The 20004-nt window shown below is 40.2% G+C and carries 11 protein-coding genes, 2 tRNA genes, 3 rRNA genes and 2 pseudogenes; 7 read left to right on the top strand and 11 right to left on the bottom strand.

Annotated features, from left to right (window positions below; genetic code table 11):
- The first annotated feature begins 112 nt into the window (after positions 1-112).
- Positions 113-2104, top strand: coding sequence for an excinuclease ABC subunit UvrB (gene uvrB, locus OWR28_RS24405; protein ID WP_002984065.1), 1992 nt, complete (start codon positions 113-115; stop codon positions 2102-2104).
- Between the two features lie 74 nt (positions 2105-2178).
- Here the strand turns inward: uvrB and OWR28_RS24400 are convergent, their stop codons facing one another.
- The 4 genes and pseudogenes from OWR28_RS24400 to OWR28_RS24385 form a co-directional block, all read right to left on the bottom strand.
- Positions 2179-2406 (bottom strand): DUF3820 family protein, encoded by a 228-nt coding sequence (locus tag OWR28_RS24400; RefSeq protein WP_332389004.1) that lies wholly within the window; start codon positions 2404-2406, stop codon positions 2179-2181.
- 19 nt (positions 2407-2425) lie between these two features.
- Positions 2426-3504 (bottom strand): annotated as a pseudogene (locus OWR28_RS24395) (AI-2E family transporter).
- Between the two features lie 11 nt (positions 3505-3515).
- Positions 3516-4244, bottom strand: a complete 729-nt coding sequence (locus OWR28_RS24390; RefSeq protein ID WP_332388870.1) for a beta-carotene 15,15'-monooxygenase — start codon at positions 4242-4244, stop codon at positions 3516-3518.
- Between the two features lie 72 nt (positions 4245-4316).
- Positions 4317-5042, bottom strand: coding sequence for a hypothetical protein (locus tag OWR28_RS24385; protein ID WP_332388869.1), 726 nt, complete (start codon positions 5040-5042; stop codon positions 4317-4319).
- Between the two features lie 44 nt (positions 5043-5086).
- On the opposite strand from OWR28_RS24385, the gene OWR28_RS24380 reads away from it, so the two are divergent.
- Positions 5087-6064, top strand: coding sequence for an aminodeoxychorismate synthase component I (locus tag OWR28_RS24380; RefSeq protein ID WP_332388868.1), 978 nt, complete (start codon positions 5087-5089; stop codon positions 6062-6064).
- Positions 6048-6674 carry an aminotransferase class IV gene (locus tag OWR28_RS24375; protein ID WP_332388867.1) on the top strand — a complete coding sequence of 209 codons (627 nt, stop codon included), beginning with the start codon at positions 6048-6050 and terminating at the stop codon, positions 6672-6674. Before OWR28_RS24380 ends, OWR28_RS24375 begins: the two co-directional genes overlap by 17 nt.
- 2 nt (positions 6675-6676) lie before the next feature.
- On the opposite strand, the gene menD is transcribed toward OWR28_RS24375, so the two are convergent.
- Positions 6677-8347 (bottom strand): 2-succinyl-5-enolpyruvyl-6-hydroxy-3-cyclohexene-1-carboxylic-acid synthase, encoded by a 1671-nt coding sequence (menD, locus tag OWR28_RS24370; protein ID WP_332388866.1) that lies wholly within the window; start codon positions 8345-8347, stop codon positions 6677-6679.
- Between the two features lie 84 nt (positions 8348-8431).
- Here menD and OWR28_RS24365 point away from each other — a divergent pair, with 84 nt between their 5' ends.
- The 3 genes from OWR28_RS24365 (at position 8432) to OWR28_RS24360 (ending at position 11332) form a co-directional block, all read left to right on the top strand.
- Entirely contained in the window at positions 8432-9382 is a 951-nt protein-coding gene (locus OWR28_RS24365) for an isopenicillin N synthase family dioxygenase (protein ID WP_332388865.1), read from the top strand.
- A gap of 257 nt (positions 9383-9639) precedes the next feature.
- Positions 9640-9801 carry a bacteriocin-like protein gene (locus OWR28_RS27380; RefSeq protein ID WP_433988224.1) on the top strand — a complete coding sequence of 54 codons (162 nt, stop codon included), beginning with the start codon at positions 9640-9642 and terminating at the stop codon, positions 9799-9801.
- Between the two features lie 1387 nt (positions 9802-11188).
- On the top strand, positions 11189-11332 hold the full coding sequence (locus OWR28_RS24360; protein WP_332388232.1) for a hypothetical protein: 144 nt from the start codon (positions 11189-11191) through the stop codon (positions 11330-11332).
- Between the two features lie 374 nt (positions 11333-11706).
- Here OWR28_RS24360 and rrf read toward each other — a convergent pair.
- From rrf to OWR28_RS24330, 6 genes and pseudogenes are all read right to left on the bottom strand, one after another.
- Positions 11707-11814, bottom strand: a 5S ribosomal RNA gene (rrf, locus tag OWR28_RS24355).
- Positions 11815-11983: 169 nt separating this feature from the next.
- A 23S ribosomal RNA gene (locus OWR28_RS24350) occupies positions 11984-14736 on the bottom strand.
- A gap of 153 nt (positions 14737-14889) precedes the next feature.
- Positions 14890-14963: transfer RNA gene (locus tag OWR28_RS24345), tRNA-Ala, on the bottom strand.
- Between the two features lie 94 nt (positions 14964-15057).
- Positions 15058-15131: transfer RNA gene (locus tag OWR28_RS24340), tRNA-Ile, on the bottom strand.
- A gap of 212 nt (positions 15132-15343) precedes the next feature.
- Positions 15344-16860 (bottom strand): 16S ribosomal RNA (locus OWR28_RS24335).
- The 16S, 23S and 5S rRNA genes sit together here with 2 tRNA genes alongside, the layout of an rRNA operon.
- Before the next feature lie 1240 nt (positions 16861-18100).
- Positions 18101-19146, bottom strand: a pseudogene (locus OWR28_RS24330) (PA0069 family radical SAM protein).
- A gap of 489 nt (positions 19147-19635) precedes the next feature.
- Here OWR28_RS24330 and OWR28_RS24325 point away from each other — a divergent pair.
- Positions 19636-19986: a hypothetical protein gene (locus OWR28_RS24325; protein ID WP_332388864.1), complete on the top strand. Its 351-nt coding sequence runs from the start codon at positions 19636-19638 to the stop codon at positions 19984-19986.
- The last annotated feature ends 18 nt before the right edge of the window (positions 19987-20004 follow it).

Here is a 20004-nt window from a genome sequence, read left to right as displayed (position 1 = left end):
GTTTAGCTTCAAAAAATCAAAACTGCAAGGATAATCTGTTAAAATTTTATTGTCAAAATATTCACCTTCAAAACATTATACAGCCTTATGATTTCTTTTGTATTTTTGTTGTATGGATTTTAAACTTCAATCGGAATATAAACCTACCGGAGACCAGCCCCAGGCTATTGAGAAGCTTACTGAAGGAATAGAGATCGGTGAGAAATATCAGACGCTTCTGGGAGTAACTGGCTCCGGAAAAACCTTTACTGTTGCGAATGTTATACAAAACGTTCAGCGTCCAACATTAGTTCTGGCACACAATAAAACACTGGCAGCACAGCTCTTCATGGAGTTTAAAGAATTCTTTCCGGAAAATGCGGTGGAATACTTTGTGAGTTATTATGATTATTACCAGCCTGAAGCATATATTGCGACTACCGGAACGTATATTGAAAAAGATCTGAGCATTAATGAAGAGGTTGAAAAATTGCGTCTTTCTGCTACGGCCAGCCTTCTTTCAGGAAGGAGGGATGTTTTGATCGTTGCCTCAGTTTCATGTATCTATGGTATCGGAAATCCAACGGAGTTCCATAAATCATTGATTTCTATTGCTATTGGTGAGAAGGTAACGAGAACCGCTCTGCTCCACTCACTTGTTAATGCTCTATATGCCAGAACATTAAATGAATTCCAAAGGGGGACATTCCGTGTAAAAGGGGATGTAATTGATGTTTTTCCGGCGTATGCAGACAATGCGATCAGAATCCAGTTCTTTGGGGATGAAATTGAAAAGATTCAAAGTTTTGATCCTTTAACAGGAAATGTAGAGTCTAATTTTGACCAGATTCAGATTTACCCTGCCAATCTCTTTGTAACTTCAAAAGAAACCTTAAACGGTGCTATCAGAGAGATTCAGGATGATATGGTAAAGCAGGTTGACTTCTTTAATTCTATCGAGAAACCTTTGGAGGCCAAAAGACTTCAGGAAAGAACTGAACTGGATCTTGAGATGATTAAAGAGCTTGGCTACTGTTCCGGAATTGAAAACTATTCCAGGTATCTGGATGGGCGTCTTCCGGGAAGCAGACCTTTCTGCCTGATTGATTATTTCCCTAAAGATTTCCTGATGGTGATTGACGAAAGCCACGTAACGGTTCCACAGGTTCATGCCATGTATGGTGGTGACCGGAGCCGTAAGGAAGCATTGGTAGAATACGGATTCAGACTTCCTGCTGCAATGGACAACAGGCCTCTAAAGTTTGAGGAATTCGAAGCTATGCAGAACCAGGTGATTTATGTTTCTGCAACACCTGCCGATTACGAACTGGAGAAAACCGGAGGAGCTTATATAGAACAAATTATCCGTCCTACGGGACTTCTTGATCCTATCATCGAGGTAAGGCCTACTTTAAATCAGATTGATGATCTCATGGAAGAAATACAGAAGAGAGCTGATGCTGATGAAAGGGTTCTGGTGACTACTTTGACGAAGAAAATGGCAGAGGAACTTACCAAATACTTCACCAAATTCGGAATCAGAACAAGATATATCCATTCTGATGTTGAGACCCTGGAGCGTATTCAGATTATGCAGGACCTTCGTTTAGGACTTTTTGACGTGCTTATTGGAGTAAACCTCTTGAGAGAGGGATTAGATTTACCGGAAGTTTCTTTAGTGGCTATTTTAGATGCAGATAAAGAAGGAATGCTGAGAAGCAGAAGATCAATGATCCAGACGGTAGGCCGTGCTGCAAGGAATGTGAACGGGAAAGCGATTATGTACGCCGATAAGATCACCAAATCTATGCAGGCAACCCTGGATGAAACGGAATACCGCCGTGCCAAGCAAATGAAGTATAATGAAGAACATGGACTTCAGCCAAAAGCTTTGAATAAAAAGATTTCTGAAAACCTTGTCGGAAGAAGCAAAGATTTCCCGGATGAAAAATATACTCAGAAAGAAATCCTTCAGAAGGTTGCGGAAACAAAGGCCAGCTATGCAAGTGAAGATATTGATAAAATGATTGCCCAGAAACAGAAAGAAATGGAAGCTGCGGCAAAAAATCTTGACTTTATTAAGGCAGCGAAGCTGAGAGATGAAATTGAAGCTTTGAAAGCTTAAATAATTGGTTATAAAAAAGTTTCGGCGGCATCTTCGATGCCGCCGAAACTTTTTAACCGGTTGATATATTTCTTTTACAATCCATTCCTTACTGCTGCTCTGATAGGAATTAAAAGATCCATCAGTCCGTTCAGCTTGATTTCATAGACGGTTGAAAGCTGCATTCCCAGTTTTCCTTTGGGCATTCCGCTTCTGTTGAACCATTCCAGGTAGCTGACCGGAAGATCTGCAAGGACTGTTCCTTCGTATTTACCGAAAGGCATTTTAACAACGCAGATTTCTTTTAATATTTCGGAATTTATACCTTCCACTTTTATATACTTAAATTAATTTTTCTTCAAGATCATTCTGATTCGGTAATTCGAGATCCGGAGGTGTTTCTTCATCCGAAAATTCATTTCTGTACACCTGAATCAGCAAAAGGGTCAGGGAAATCAGAATAGGCCCGAAAATAAGTCCCATAAAGCCAAACAGATTCATTCCCATGATGATTCCGAATACGGTATTTAAAGGGTGAATATTTTCCAGCTTCTTTAAAAGTGTAAAACGGAGAAGATTATCCGTAAGACCTACCACTACTAAACAGTATGCTGCCAACCCCAATCCGGGACCTGTATTTCCTTCAGCAATCATAAAGATGCATACCGGAACGTAAACAATGGCAGTTCCTACAACAGGAATTACTGATGATGCGGCTGTAAGAGCAAATAATAATACTGGTCCGGGAGCACCAAAGATTATATACCCTATCAGGGAAACGATCCCCTGGCCTACTGCCACAACCGGAATCCCGATAGCATTTGCCATGATCAGTTTTCTCATTTTATCACCGATCAGAGAAATATTGGCCCTCTTAAGGGGTGCAGAATTACTTAAAATTCGTTCAAATAACCTGGGTTTTTCCAGCATAAAATAAAGAATAAAATACATAGACATTACCACTGTAAGGGTATTGAATGTCCCGCTGAGTGCGGAAGTAGAAATCTTTCCTACAGAATCCTTCAGTTTTGTCATATTTTCTTTACTGAGAATATCAAATCCTACTTTATTGAAAATATAAGTATGTATCTTATCCAGGAAAATATTGAATTTGGCCATATAAGCCTGTGCATTTCCCAGTTTATCAATAATCAGGTCAGCAATAAAATAGATGGGAAGAATAAGAACAATAAGACTTGCAAACATTAATGCAAAGGCTGCCAGTGACGGTTTCCATTTTTTTCTTCCTGCAGATAAAAATTGTATTTTCTGCAGACTACATAAATGGTAATTGCTCCCAGAACCGAGGGAATAAACAATGCCAGATTAAAACAGATCAGCCCTGCCAGCACAAGGATGATTGCCAGCAATGACATCTGCTTTATCGCAACACTGCTTATTTGTTTGTCCTTATTCATCATGCCTTTTCTATTTACTTACTGTACATAATTTGTCTTGGTTTTCCTAAGAAAGCGCAATAAGTAGAGTACATCACAATCATAATAAACGGTGCTGTCAAAATAACCCCTATTCCGCAAAGGATAACCCCTGCAATAGAGATCAGGAATCCTAAAAACCCTGTTAACAGGAACGTTCCATAGTTTTCTTTGGCAATATTGAACGATTTCCCTAAGGCATCAGTTGCCGAAGCATTTTCAAATAAAAGAATAGGATACCCTATTAAAAGGAAAGGATATACAAAAATGATCGGCAGCACACACAATGCCAGTGCCACTGATGAAATGATTCCGGAAAGAAGACTGTAGATCAGTATATTAACAAAATTCTGACGGTATCCAATGAAAAGATCAGAAAACTCGATCGGGTTTTTGGTATTGTATTTATTCACCATATAGATCAATCCTACATACAGAGGTGATAATAAAAGACCGAAAAGACTGGAAACTCCCATATATAGAGGAAGTCCCGGAGCACTCCAGTAATTAAATTCGCCTCCCGAAGATTTCATTTCTTCAACCATGGAAGCAGAGTCAAATCCTGTAAGCATTTGAATAACAGATCCTCCGATCAGGTAAATAACCATCGCTACAATTCCGTAGCCGAAGACTCCTTTATACATTTCAAAGGCATGAGAAATAATAGATCCCGTATCTCTGTTAGGTACAGAGCCTTGCTGATCAAATTCGTTAAATTCAGACATAGTTTAAATATTTAATGATTTTACCAAATTTAGTTTTTTTTGGTAAAAGATCACATTAAACAGGTACGAAATTTAAATTTTCTCTGAAAATACAGTTTTATAAAGGGAGTAAATCATAGCATTCCAAAAAGGGAATGTGAAAAGTCCGCCTATCAGAAATAAAGCAAAGCCTAAATACTTAAACAGAAAAGCAACCATCACACAGACCATTATTTCTACAGAATACATTTTAAGCGCTTTAAAATTCAGAGAGATCGCTTCGAAGATTCTTTTATTGGTAAAAAACATCAGCGGGGCAACAAACAGGGTCACAGCAACCCAGATCACTGCCAGTATTATTGTAGGAATCGTCAATCTGTAAATGAAAAACCAGAAAAGGAAATACCCTACATATTTAAAAAAGTTAAGCCCATTGTACCCGGCAAACAAATCACCTATTACAACATTTTCTCTGAGGTCAAGCTTACGGAAGATCTGAAACATACCAAGATTCAATGGATACAAAAATGCTGTAGTTCCCAAGATTGCCAGTGTGAACATCTGATAATTTTCAGTAGCCGTTATTGCTTGCATTTTTTCCATATAAGCCTGAGTTCCTTTCATAAAGGCATCCTGTAATTCTTTATTATAAGAAAAAACGTCATACTTCTGCCCGAAAAGCATCACTGCGGTAAGTAATATTCCAAAAAAGATGATTGAAAACATCAACTGAAAAACGAGTGTTTTATTCCAGTAAAAAAAGGCCTGCTTCAATATAAAATCTATTCCCGGTTTCTGAGGATATTTGTTCTGCATCATAAAAAATTTATGCAAAAGTAAACATCAATAATTATTTTTGCGGAATGTTTTCAGTGAATCATCAAAAATTTATGGAAATGGACGAACTTTCTCTTCAGAAGGTTCCCTATTTTTTCGTGATCGACTTTCTTTCGGAGAATGTTGAAATATACCCGGAAAATGAGATTGAAAAATCAGGTTTAATAATTGATTTTCAAGAATTTTCCAACGCAAAAACAATACACAACCTGGATAAAAAAATAGTCTGGAAATCGTTTCCGGAAACGCAGGAAAGCTTTAAAATCGGATTTGATAAAGTTCAGAAAAATATTCGTTTAGGAAACTCTTATTTAGTAAATTATACCAGAAAAACGAAGATAGAGACCAATTTAACCTTAGAAGAAATTTTTTACCACTCAAATGCGAAATACAAAGTTTTTTATAAAGATTTTTTTGTATTTTTTTCTCCTGAAACTTTTGTAAAGATTATTGATGGTAAAATTCTGACATATCCAATGAAAGGAACAATTGATGCTTCCATTGAAAATGCAGCAGAAATCCTGAAAAATGATAAAAAAGAAAAAGCAGAACATTACACTGTTGTAGACCTGCTTCGTAATGATCTGAGCATGGTGGCCGATGATGTAAAGGTAGACCAGTTTCAGCATATAGACTTTATCAAAACGCAGCAGAAAGATCTGTTTGCAATGAGTTCCGAAATTTCAGGCACGGTAAAACCTGAATTTGACGGCAGAATAGGAAGCATTATGAAAAAGCTGCTTCCTGCGGGCTCTATTTTGGGAGCTCCAAAACCTAAAACACTGGAAATTATTCTGGATGCTGAAGGATATGACAGAGGATATTACACGGGAGTCTGCGGCTGGTTTGACGGGCAGAATGTTGACAGCTGTGTAATGATACGCTTTATTGAAAAAGATGGAGATCAGCTTTATTTCAAAAGCGGAGGCGGTATAACGCATATGAGTAAATTAGAAGACGAATATCAGGAAATGAAAAATAAAATCTATGTCCCAATTCATTGAAAGTATTAAAGTAGAAGATCAGGAGGTTTTTCTATTGGATCTGCATCAGAAACGTGTCAATCAGACGTTTTCCCATTTCGGAAAGGAAGACCCTATCGATCTGGCCAAAATCTATAAAAACCTGCAGCACGATGAAGATGGTCTTTTCAAACTAAGAATTGCCTATGACCTTGACAAAAAGATCAGGACACAGATGATTCCCTATGCCATCCCTGAAATTCAGAATTTCCAGCTGGTAGAAAACAACAGTTTCGATTATTCTTTCAAGTTTGAAGATCGTAAGGAGCTGGATAAAATGAAAATGAAAGCCAAGGCAGAAGAAATTATCATCATTAAAAATAATCATATCACGGATACCTCTTTTTCCAACCTTTTATTTTTGAAGGGAAAAGACTGGTTTACCCCTTCTACATATCTGCTGAACGGAGTACAGAGACAGCACCTTTTAAAGCATAAAAAGATCAAAGAAACGGAAATCACTTTACAGAATATAAAGCAATTTTCCCATTTCCAGATCATTAATGCGTTGAATGATTTTGATGATATGTTTATCTATTCCATCGACAGGATTATCAATCTGCCGGGAAGTGAAGAATATCTTGATCTTTAAATCTATTTCATAAATTCAAAATATGACTTCAGGACATCTGCACTGTTCTTCCCGTGAGTATTTACTTCCAGGATTTTCGGTTGTGCATCAGGTTTGAAGAAATTCTCCAGAACCCTGTCCAGAGTAAGCTCGTCCTCCACTCTTATATAGGAAAAGCCAAAGTGCTTGGCCAAAGATTCTGCATTTTTACGGTGTTTTGTAGCAATAAATTCATCCAGTGTATTTGGATTGGCGTTTCCTGGTCCCGGAATGATTTTAAAGATATTTCCTTCGCCGTTATTGAAGATCATAATTCTTACAAATGGTGGAATATACTGATTCCAAAGTCCGTTGATATCATAGAAGAAACTCAGATCTCCCGTGATCAGTAAGGTTGGATTTTCATTTTTGATGGCAAATCCCATTGCCGTTGAAGTAGATCCATCAATACCGCTGGTTCCCCTGTTGCAGTACATCTTTCTCTTCCCGAAATCAAACAGCTGTGCATATCTGATGCCTGATGAGTTACTGAAATGGATATTATAATTTTCAGGAACCGTTTGGGAAGCCTTATTGAAAAAATAAAAATCAGAGAACTCAATCGTATTTAAAAACTGTTCATGCTTAGCATCTTTTTTGTCCCTTAGAACGTCCCAAAGATTAAAATAAGGCCTTGGCTCCAGATTGATAAATTTCAGCAGTTTTGAGAAGAAAACTTCAGGTTTCACTTCTATTTTTTCAGTCAGTGAAAAATAAGTATCCGGCTGCCATACTTCATCCAGATGCCAGTGCTGTTTCGGACGTGCGCTTCTCAGGAATTGTTTTACTTTTTTTGAAACCACATTCTGCCCTACCGTAATCAGCAGATCAGGAGCATATGTTTTGTAATCTTCTTCCGTAAAATTAAAAATATAACGGTCTATATGTCTGAAGAACTTTTCGTGATACAAGTTTGAGTTCGCTTCACTCAACACCACAACAGAATGGTTTTTCACCAGCTGCGTCAACTGGTTTTCCAGTTCCGGGCTGTAATCTCTTGTTCCCACCAACAGCATAATTCTTTGTGAGGTATGCCATTCTGCAATCAGATTGGACGGGATTTCATAATCTTTATGCTTGATGGTTTTTTCCACTGTAGGAAAAGTAGGAAGCTCAGAAACAAGTTCGTATAAAGGTTCTTCCAAAGGGATATTAATATGCACGGGTCCCTGCTTTTCAAAGCAAATCTCAATGGCTTTTTTAATAATATCGAAATTAATATCTTCTGCATTTTCTTTGCTGTCTTCCAAAAGCTGGAAATCACCATAGGAATGCTGATGAAAAACATCCTTCTGCCTGATGGTCTGCCCGTCGAATATATCAACGAAATCAGTGGGACGGTCTGCAGTCAGTACTAAAAGTGGAATATTCTGATAGAATGCTTCAGTGACCGCGGGATAATAATTAACCACCGCAGATCCGCTGGTACACGTAATTGCTACCGGCTTTTTCTCACTTTTTGCCATTCCCATTGCCACGAAAGCAGCACTTCTTTCGTCTACAATGCTGTAGCAGTTAAAACTATCTACCTCTGAAAAATGAATGGCCAAAGGAGCATTTCTTGACCCCGGAGAGATGACGATATCTGCAATTCCGTACTGCTGAAGAAGATGTGCAAGTATTTGGATACTTCTCTTAGAAGAATATTTTTTCATACAGCAAATTTAACTTATAAATAATGATTTTAAAATCATTTAAATTAAAAAAAATGTAATTTTGCTGTTCGTAAATTTCTAAAAATGGATAAAATACCTAGTGTAGACCTGCGTGATTTCCTTTCGGACAACCCGGAACGCAAACAGAAATTTGTAAATGAAATCGGAAAAGCTTATGAAGAAATTGGTTTTGTAGCCCTAAAAGGCCACTTTCTTGATGACAACCTAGTAGATGATTTGTATGGAGAGGTAAAAAACTTTTTTGACCTGCCTGTGGAAACGAAACAAAAGTATGAGATTCCCGGAATAGGAGGCCAGAGAGGTTATGTAGGATTCGGTAAAGAAACTGCAAAAGGTTTCAAAAAAGGAGACTTAAAAGAATTCTGGCACTTCGGACAGTACCTGTCTGATGATTCCAAGTACAAAACAGAGTATCCTGACAATGTAATTGTTGATGAACTTCCAAAATTCAACGAAGTAGGTAAAGAAGCATTCCAGATGCTTGAGAAAACAGGACAGTATGTGCTAAGAGCGTTAGCATTACATCTTGGTTTAAATGAATTTTATTTTGATGACAAAATCGCAGAAGGAAATTCTATTTTGAGACCCATTCACTATCCGCCAATCACTGAAGAACCGGATGATGCGGTAAGAGCAGCTGCACATGGTGATATTAACCTTATTACCCTTTTAATGGGGGCCCAAGGTAAAGGTCTTCAGGTTCAGAACCACAAAGGTGAGTGGATTGATGCTATTGCAGAGCCGGACGAACTGATGATCAATGTCGGGGATATGCTTTCGAGACATACCAACAACAAATTGAAATCTACAATTCACAGGGTAGTAAACCCACCAAGAGAATTGTGGAGCACTTCAAGATATTCAATCCCTTTCTTTATGCATCCTATCAGTGCAATGTCTTTAAATGCACTTGAGAACTGTGTAGACGAAAACAATCCAAAATTATACGAAGATACTACTGCCGGAGAATTCCTGCATGAAAGATTGATCGAATTAGGATTGATTAAAAAATAAAAATAATGGCTGTCCAAATAGGGCAGCCATTTTATTATATTCTATTCCCGTTACATGGAACAAGCGTACATAAAATTGTCTTTCTGAATATGAACAACGACTTCCATTATTAAGCAATCAACAATCTCAAACTCCTATTTCTTTATATAGTAAGGCATCATTACCAGTAAATTTTGTTTTTTAACATATTAAGCCTTGTTTAGTTAAAAATATTTTACTTATTTTTACTTTAGCTACAAATTTTTAATTAAAACAATATGAAAAATCTAAAAAAACTAAAAAAAGGCCAATTAAAAAACATTTCCGGAGGAGCTAATCTTCCTGAAACAGACTTTTGTATGTATTATTGTAATGGAACCATTGTTTGTGCAACCTGCAGTGACGATTTCAAATGCCCGGATACAAACAGTGACATGTAAGATTGAAAATCAAAATGCCATAAATGAGAGCCGTTTCTTACTGAAACGGTTTTTTATTTGCTCTGGATTACACTAAAGCTGTTTTTAAGAACTATTAGGTTTTTTTGTACGTGGGATAGGTTATTATACCAGATAAAGATTTTATGAGCTTGAAAAAGGTGTATTTAAAAACAGTCTATAGAGATGACCAAGGTATGTGGCAGTCTCTTACCATAATAATGTCATTCCGCAGGAATCCAGACTTAGTTATCAGAGCTTCAGGGTCCCAGAGTTGAGTGGTCATAAAGGCTCTGAATATTTAAGATTTATAATGAACTATAATTTCAAATGTAAAGTGGCTTGCTTAGACTCCTGCGGAGTGACAACGTGAAGGGAATGATAAACGGTAATAGTGACAGCAGTACATCATTTATTGATAAGAGATCAATGATGAATGATGTTACAAGGTTCGGGATACGGGTTCTGTGGTATGTACGTGCTTCTGGGATTTAAGCCATACCATAAATTGTAAAGTTGTAAACCGGGGTTATAATGCTTCTGTCTCAATGGTCTTAATCCTGTTCCAATTATGTCATTCCGCAGGAATCCAGACTTAGTTATCAGAGCTTCAGGATCCCAAAGTTGAGTGGTCAAAGGCTTTGGATGCTTAAGATTTATAATGAACTATAATTTCAATGTAAATGCATTGTTTAGACTCCTGCGGAATGACAAGGGGGATGTGATGAGTGGTAAATGATAAACGATGAATGACAAGTTATTAATGATGGGAACCGGGGTTCGGGATACGGGTTCGGGATATGTGCTTCTGAGATTTAAGCCATACCATAAATTATAAAGTTATACACCGTGAGTTATAAATACCCTCTGTCTCAATGGTCTTAATCCTGTTCCACTTGTGTCATTCCGCAGGAATCCAGACTTAGCTATCAGAGCTTCAGGGTCCCAGAGTTGAACAGTCAAAGGCTCTGAATGCTTAAGATTTATAATGAACTATAATTTCAAATGTAAATGCATTGTTTAGACTCCTGCGGAGTGACAACGTGGAGGGAATGATAAACGGTAATAGTGACAGCAGTACATCATTACTGATAAGAGATCAATGATGAATGATGTTACAAGACTCGGGATACGGGTTCCGGGTATGGATTTCTGGGGTTTGGGATGGAACTAATAAAGAGTTATAAAACATGGGTTATAATGCTTCTGTCTCAATGGTCTTAATCCTGTTCCACTTATGTCATTCCGCAGGAATCCAGACTTAGTTATCAGAGCTTCAGGTCCCGAAGTTGAGTGGTCAAAGGCTCTGAATGCTTAAGATTTATAATGAACTATAATTTCAAATGTAAATCCATTGTTTAGACTCCTGCGGAGTGACAATGTGGAGGGAATGATAAACGGTAATAATGACAGCAGTACATCATTTACTGATAAGAGATCAATGATGAATGATGTTACAAGGTTCGGGATACGGGTTCCGGGGTATGGATTTCTGGGGTTTGGGATGGAACTAATAAAGAGTTATACACCGTGAGTTATAAATACCCTCTGTCTCAATGGTCTTAATCCTGTTCCAATTGTGTCATTCCGCAGGAATCCAGACTTAGTTATCAGAGCTTCAGGGTCCCAGAGTTGAGTGGTTATAAAGGCTTTGGATGCTTAAGATTTATAATGAACTATAATTTCAAATGTAAATGCATTGTTTAGACTCCTGCGGAGTGACAACGTGGGATAAACGATGAATGATGAACAATAAACGATGAATGATAAATAATGAGTGATTGGTGTATCGTTTATCATTCATCAATTATTACTGATTACTCATTACTCATAGCTTAAGCCTGTCTTGGGTATAAAGCAAAAAAATCCTTTATCGTTATGATAAAGGATTTTTAAAAATAAAATAAAAACTGGCGGCGGCCTACTCTCCCGCGTTAGCAGTACCATCGGCGCTGGTGGGCTTAACTTCTGTGTTCGGAATGGGAACAGGTGAGCCCCACCGCTAAAACCACCCTAAAGAAGGTATATAAGATATCAGAGGGGAGATCTCAGATTTCAGATTGTATGGTCTGTTATCTGATGTCTTACATCTGACATCTGTTTTAAGCGATAAAAACTTTCACAAAGACAAAACCTTTTCTGCGCATAAAGAACTTGTCTTTTTATTTTCGATACAGTAACCATAGACTATAAATCTACGGGTAATTAGTACTACTCGGCTATGACATTACTGTCTTTACACCTGTAGCCTATCAACGTCGTCATCTACAACGACCCTTAAAAGATGTCTCATCTTGAGGCGAGTTTCGCACTTATATGCTTTCAGTGCTTATCTCTTCCAAACGTAGCTACTCAGCGGTGCACCTGGCGGTACAACTGATACACCAGAGGTTTGTTCAATTCGGTCCTCTCGTACTAGAATCAAGCCCTCTCAAACATCTAACGCCCGCAATAGATAGAGACCGAACTGTCTCACGACGTTCTGAACCCAGCTCGCGTGCCACTTTAATGGGCGAACAGCCCAACCCTTGGGACCTTCTCCAGCCCCAGGATGTGACGAGCCGACATCGAGGTGCCGAACCTCCCCGTCGATGTGAGCTCTTGGGGGAGACTAGCCTGTTATCCCCGGAGTACCTTTTATCCTATGAGCGATGGCCCTTCCATACGGAACCACCGGATCACTATGTCCTGCTTTCGCACCTGATCGACTTGTAGGTCTCACAGTCAAGCACCCTTATGCCATTACACTCTACGCACGGTTACCAAGCGTGCTGAGGGTACCTTTGAAAGCCTCCGTTACTCTTTTGGAGGCGACCACCCCAGTCAAACTACCCACCACGCAATGTCCTTCCATAGGAAGTTAGGCTCCAAGTAAGTAAAGGGTGGTATTTCAACGACGGCTCCACAAACACTAGCGTGCCTGCTTCAAAGCCTCCCACCTATCCTACACATTACTTACTCAAAGTCAATACGAAGTTATAGTAAAGGTTCACAGGGTCTTTTCGTCCCATTGCGGGTAATCGGCATCTTCACCGATACTACAATTTCACCGAGCTCGTGGCTGAGACAGTGCCCAGATCGTTACACCATTCGTGCAGGTCGGAACTTACCCGACAAGGAATTTCGCTACCTTAGGACCGTTATAGTTACGGCCGCCGTTTACTGGGGCTTCAGTCAATGCCTTCGCTTACGCTAAGCACCTTCCTTAACCTTCCAGCACCGGGCAGGTGTCAGACCCTATACAGCATCTTTCGATTTAGCAGAGTCCTGTGTTTTTGATAAACAGTCGCCTGGGCCTCTTCACTGCGGCCACCATTGCTGATGGCGTCTCTTCTTCCGAAGTTACGAGACTATTTTGCCTAGTTCCTTAGCCACGACTCACTCGAGCACCTTAGGATTCTCTCCTCGACCACCTGTGTCGGTTTTGGTACGGGTTGCTTCACTTCGGCTTTTCTTGGATCAGATTACTCTACAGCAGCTTCGCCCGAAGGCTAGGCCTTGACTATTCCGTCAGTCTCCAGCAGATACATCCAACCGTCCCCTTTTATTGTGAGCAAGTCAGGGAATATTAACCCTGTGTCCATCCACTACCCCTCTCGGGTTCGCGTTAGGTCCCGACTAACCCTCAGCTGATTAGCATGGCTGAGGAAGCCTTGGTCTTTCGGTGAGCAGGTTTCTCGCCTGCTTTATCGTTACTTATGCCTACATTTTCTTTTCTATCCGCTCCACAATACCTCACAGTACTGCTTCGGCGCAAATAGAATGCTCTCCTACCAGATATAATAATTATAAATCCATAGCTTCGGTAATATGTTTATGCCCGATTATTATCCATGCCGGACCGCTCGACTAGTGAGCTGTTACGCACTCTTTAAATGAATGGCTGCTTCCAAGCCAACATCCTAGCTGTCAATGCAGTCCAACCGCGTTGTTTCAACTTAACATATATTTGGGGACCTTAGCTGTTGGTCTGGGTTCTTTCCCTCTCGGACATGGACCTTAGCACCCATGCCCTCACTGCCGACGAACATTTATTAGCATTCGGAGTTTGTCAGGAATTGGTAGGCGGTGAAACCCCCGCATCCAATCAGTAGCTCTACCTCTAATAAACTTAACATCGACGCTGCACCTAAATGCATTTCGGAGAGTACGAGCTATCTCCCAGTTTGATTGGCCTTTCACCCCTACCCACAGGTCATCCGAAGACTTTTCAACGTCAACCGGTTCGGTCCTCCACTCTGTGTTACCAGAGCTTCAACCTGCCCATGGGTAGATCACAAGGTTTCGCGTCTAATCCTACTAACTCACCGCCCTATTCAGACTCGCTTTCGCTTCGGCTCCGGTACTTAATACCTTAACCTCGCTAGTAAAATTAACTCGTAGGCTCATTATGCAAAAGGCACGCCGTCACAGCTTAATGCTGCTCCGACCGCTTGTAGGCGTACGGTTTCAGGTTCTATTTCACCCTTCTATTCGAAGTGCTTTTCACCTTTCCTTCACAGTACTTGTTCACTATCGGTCTTTCAGGAGTATTTAGCCTTGGAGGATGGTCCCCCCATATTCAGACAGGATTTCACGTGTCCCGCCCTACTCATTTATCATCAATATATACCTTTCGAATACCGGGCTATCACCGTCTTTGGCTGTTCTTTCCAGAACATTCTTCTAAATATATAAAGACTTTTGGGCTAATCCGCTTTCGCTCGCCACTACTTACGGAATCTCTTCGATTTCTTTTCCTCCGGGTACTTAGATGTTTCAGTTCTCCGGGTTTGCTCCTCTTACGAGGTGACATATCTTCAATATGCCGGGTTGCCCCATTCGGATATCTGCGGATCAATTCGTGTGTGCCAATCCCCGCAGCTTTTCGCAGCTTACCACGTCCTTCGTCGCCTCTGAAAGCCTAGGCATCCGCCATACGCCCTTAACGATTTCTTTCCTATTGGTTACTCAAGCGCTTTATGCGCTCGGTTTTCTCTTTGTGATGTCTTTACCGTTAATGTCAATGATCTTTATTTCTTTCTTTCAGTCTGATCAACAGATGTTGTTGTTGGCTCCATCCGTAACTTTTAAATCAAACTTCCAAAACTGTGGAGAATAAGGGAGTCGAACCCTTGACCTCCTGCGTGCAAGGCAGGCGCTCTAGCCAGCTGAGCTAATTCCCCCTCTAGTAGACTAAGAGACCCCAGAGGCCAGATACAAGACTTTTTAATTATGTCTTGACTCCTGACTCTTTCATCTTCCCGTCTTTTTAATTAGTAGTCTCGGGCAGGCTCGAACTGCCGACCTCTACATTATCAGTGTAGCGCTCTAACCAGCTGAGCTACGAGACTGTCTTTTTAGACTTTTAGATCCAAGATGCTAGATACAAGACTTTCTATCGTCTTGGGTCTGGGCTCTCGGCTCTTGTATCTCTTCCCTGTACTAATTTCTAGTGGGTTTTGTATTGTTATATAGCAACCAAACAAAAAACTAAAGCTTTACTTTGAAGCAAGTACTTTGTATCTTACGATACTGATTTTGTTTAACGTCTTTTGACGCTCTAAAATGAGATGTTCCAGCCGCACCTTCCGGTACGGCTACCTTGTTACGACTTAGCCCTAGTTACCTGTTTTACCCTAGGCAGCTCCTGTTACGGTCACCGACTTCAGGTACCCCAGACTTCCATGGCTTGACGGGCGGTGTGTACAAGGCCCGGGAACGTATTCACCGCGCCATGGCTGATGCGCGATTACTAGCGATTCCAGCTTCATAGAGTCGAGTTGCAGACTCCAATCCGAACTGAGACCGGCTTTCGAGATTTGCATCACTTCGCAGTGTAGCTGCCCTCTGTACCGGCCATTGTATTACGTGTGTGGCCCAAGGCGTAAGGGCCGTGATGATTTGACGTCATCCCCACCTTCCTCTCTACTTGCGTAGGCAGTCTCACTAGAGTCCCCAACTTAATGATGGCAACTAGTGACAGGGGTTGCGCTCGTTGCAGGACTTAACCTAACACCTCACGGCACGAGCTGACGACAACCATGCAGCACCTTGAAAAATGTCCGAAGAAAAGCCTATTTCTAAGCCTGTCATTTCCCATTTAAGCCTTGGTAAGGTTCCTCGCGTATCATCGAATTAAACCACATAATCCACCGCTTGTGCGGGCCCCCGTCAATTCCTTTGAGTTTCAAACTTGCGTTCGTACTCCCCAGGTGGCTAACTTATCACTTTCGCTTAGTCTCTGAACCCGAAAGCCCAAAAACGAGTTAGCATCGTTTACGGCGTGGACTACCAGGGTATCTAATCCTGTTCGCTCCCCACGCTTTCGTCCATCAGCGTCAGTTGTTGCTTAGTAACCTGCCTTCGCAATTGGTGTTCTAAGTAATATCTATGCATTTCACCGCTACACTACTTATTCCAGCTACTTCAACAACACTCAAGACTTGCAGTATCAATGGCAGTTTCACAGTTAAGCTGTGAGATTTCACCACTGACTTACAAATCCGCCTACGGACCCTTTAAACCCAATAAATCCGGATAACGCTTGCACCCTCCGTATTACCGCGGCTGCTGGCACGGAGTTAGCCGGTGCTTATTCGTATAGTACCTTCAGCTAGATACACGTATCTAGGTTTATCCCTATACAAAAGAAGTTTACAACCCATAGGGCCGTCGTCCTTCACGCGGGATGGCTGGATCAGGCTTGCACCCATTGTCCAATATTCCTCACTGCTGCCTCCCGTAGGAGTCTGGTCCGTGTCTCAGTACCAGTGTGGGGGATCACCCTCTCAGGCCCCCTAAAGATCGCAGACTTGGTGAGCCGTTACCTCACCAACTATCTAATCTTGCGCGTGCCCATCTCTATCCACCGGAGTTTTCAATATTAAGTGATGCCACTCAATATATTATGGGGTATTAATCTCCCTTTCGAAAGGCTATCCCCCAGATAAAGGCAGGTTGCACACGTGTTCCGCACCCGTACGCCGCTCTCAAGATCCCGAAAGATCTCTACCGCTCGGCTTGCATGTGTTAGGCCTCCCGCTAGCGTTCATCCTGAGCCAGGATCAAACTCTCCATTGTATGTTTGTCTGACTCACTCAAAGTTTTTAACGCTTTAGTTTTTCCTTACTTGGTTGTTATATTGTATGTCAATGATCTTTATATCTTCCGCTTTATAACGAAGCAATCTCTCTGTCAGTGTCGCTCCGTATTTGCGAGTGCAAAAGTAAAACTTTATTTTGTAATGACCAAATGTTTTTAAAGAAAATTTTAAAGTTTTTTAAGTAACCTTAATCCTTATCCAACATCTCAATCACCCTGCTCCTGCGCTCCGATTTATTCGGACTGCAAAGATACAAACTCTTTTTTATCCCGCAACTCTTTTTACAAAAAGTTTTGAAGTTTTTTTCGTCTGTCTCTTTTCGGAGTCATAATGTCTCTGCCTATCCAAAGGCTCTTCTGCGCTTACTGATCTACTCTCGTTTTCAGTGGGGCAAAGATAGCAACTTCTTACAACGCAAAACAAGTTTATTTAACTTAAATTTTACCGTTTCGTAATATTTACTCTTAAAGCGCTGGCAGGCAGGTAGAAAAATTTTAAACATTTGTTTGGGGTCCTGGGTGGGAAGCATGGGAGCGTCCGGGAGTTGGAGGGCGGGGAAAGGGATAATGAGGTGATTCGGGGTTCGGAATTCGGGGTGCGGGGTTGACCTTGATCAAAATAGCATATATATTATATAGTAGAAACCAGACTATAGAAGAAAACAAGCTTTCTTCGACAAGTTCAGAATTATACCGGGTTCCTATTGAATTGATGATGCACCAGATTATATATCAAACACAGCATTGTCAATCCACAGGAGTCCGGACAAAACTTGTCCGTAGCATGACACGGATAATACCAACTGTAAAAAAAGATTTTAGACATTATCCTGCTAACTTACATCCTTTACTCTGGTCAAGAGGTTTGGATTCCTACGGAATGACACAATGGAAATAAAGGCTTGTATTCACTAACCCGAAGCTCGCAACACAATAACCCGGACCACTATATCCTCCTACCATGAAATTCATCATTCATCATTCATCATTCATCATTTATCATTAACAACTCCTTCCCTAGCCCTGATAGCAATGGTTACCCCGCAGCAGAAGCCGGAGCGAGAGGGCTTGAGTACGGGAAGCCCCGGCGCGAGGAGTAGAAATGGATAGCAGGATGAAGCTCCTGAAAAAATCTATACTATTTATCATGATGCACAATATTGCGAAACCTATTGTAAAATCCTATACTATATATGATATGATTTCTTCGAAGTTATGACTAATCAAACAATCTCAGTTGCTGATCGCGGGTTCCGGTGAAGTTTGCGGTTGAAAGTTTCGGGAATTCTTTACCTTCAAAAAATTTCTTTCTTCCGATTTTAAAGGTAGTGTGAATCATTTCCGCAATGTTACCTTCTCCCCTTTGTCGTTCAAAATATCTTTTATCTCCAAGCTTTCCTCCTCTCATAGACCGGATAAGATTCAATACTTTCTGAGCCCTGTCCGGAAAATGTGCTTCTATCCAATTTACAAAAACAGGTTCAACAGTATCATTTAACCTTACAAGCGTATATCCGAAACTGGAAGCACCCGCATCCGAGACGGCTTTCAATATATTCAGCGGCTCATCGCTATTGAGTCCGGGAATGATAGGAGCGACCATTACATGTACGGGAATGTTGTTTCCGGAAAGGATTTCAACAGCTTTTAATTTATTTTTTGCGGAGCTGGTTCTCGGTTCCATCTTTCTTCTGAGCTCTTCATTGATTGTCGGAATACTCAGGGAAACGGAAACAAGATCCTGTTCTGCCATTGGCTTTAAAATATCCAGATCTCTTAATACCAATGCATTTTTTGTCAGAATATTGACAGGATGTCTGTAGTCGAGACAAACCTGCAGTAGTTTTCGTGTGATTTCAAATTGTCTTTCTGCCGGCTGATAGCAATCTGTATTTCCGGACAGGAGAATAGGAGCTGCCTTGTAACCTCTTTTCTGAAAAAATTTCTCCAGTAGTTCAGGAGCATTTTTCTTTACCATGATTTTTCTTTCAAAATCAATTCCGGCGCTATACCCCCAATATTCATGAGTGGGTCTTGCAAAGCAGTAGGAGCAGCCGTGTTCACATCCCTGATAAGGATTCATTGAATACTCCATGGGAAGATCCTCGCTTTTCACCTGATTGACAATTGTTTTGGGAAAGACTTCGGTAAAGAGGTCTTTATGGGTTCGAAATCTTCATCTTCAGGTTCATAGGTATACCTGTCGAAACGGTTGATAACGTTTCGCTGAGCCCCCTGACCTTTTATGAAATTTTCGTTTTGCATTCCGGTGTAAAATTAGAGTGGAATTTTCATAAAATAATGAGTTTTAACATTAAAGTTTTCCACAAAAAAATCCAACACTTTCAAAAGCGTTGGATTTAAACATAATTAAATATATTTTTTTACTACTTCACTGCGTAAAATTCAACTCCATGATATTCATCTTCATGATTCTTTTCATCAAAGTGTCTGTGATAATCCGAGTAGGTATCACTATATTTTTTATCTTTTTTAGTCAATATTTTTTATGCTTATTAAACTTAATACTGCCAAAAGACCAACTCCCCTGCCAGTAAAACTCCAACTTCTTTTTTCATATTTTCTTTGATTTATTACTGATACCATTGCAAAAAGTATACCCAATTTATTTTTTCAGATTATAAATTTTGTTAACATTAAACTTTATTTTTAAGAAAGTTATAATCTGTTATTTTTCTTATATTTAGAAATTGCAATGGTTTAATTATTGCACTTATTACCAAAAATATTATTATGGAAAATCCAGAAAACATCGACAGAATGACGACATTGAGCCAAGTCATGAAAACGCTTTCTGAAAGAGGAATACACAGAGAGTTCAGAATGAATGAAAAATGCGAAATGAAATTTGAAAATTCTGACAAAATTTATCAGCCTTCGGAGCTGACCATTTTGAAAACCTACCGCTTTGAAGGAGACAGTAATCCTGATGATAATGCAGTTCTTTATGTGGTAAAAGACAATAGCGGAAACCGTGGAATGATCATAGACTCATATGGAGCAGACAGTAATTATCCGGGTGAAGAGTTTGATAAATTTTTACGAGACATTCCTATTCAGGAAAGCGATGAATTCAATTTTTAACTGAATCTTTCTTATATT

Origin of the sequence: Chryseobacterium sp. 1B4 (assembly GCF_036631475.1) — a bacterium.
GTDB lineage: Bacteria > Bacteroidota > Bacteroidia > Flavobacteriales > Weeksellaceae > Chryseobacterium.
The sequence above is the reverse complement of the archived record's forward strand: the minus strand, read 5'-3'. Positions and strand labels throughout refer to the sequence as shown.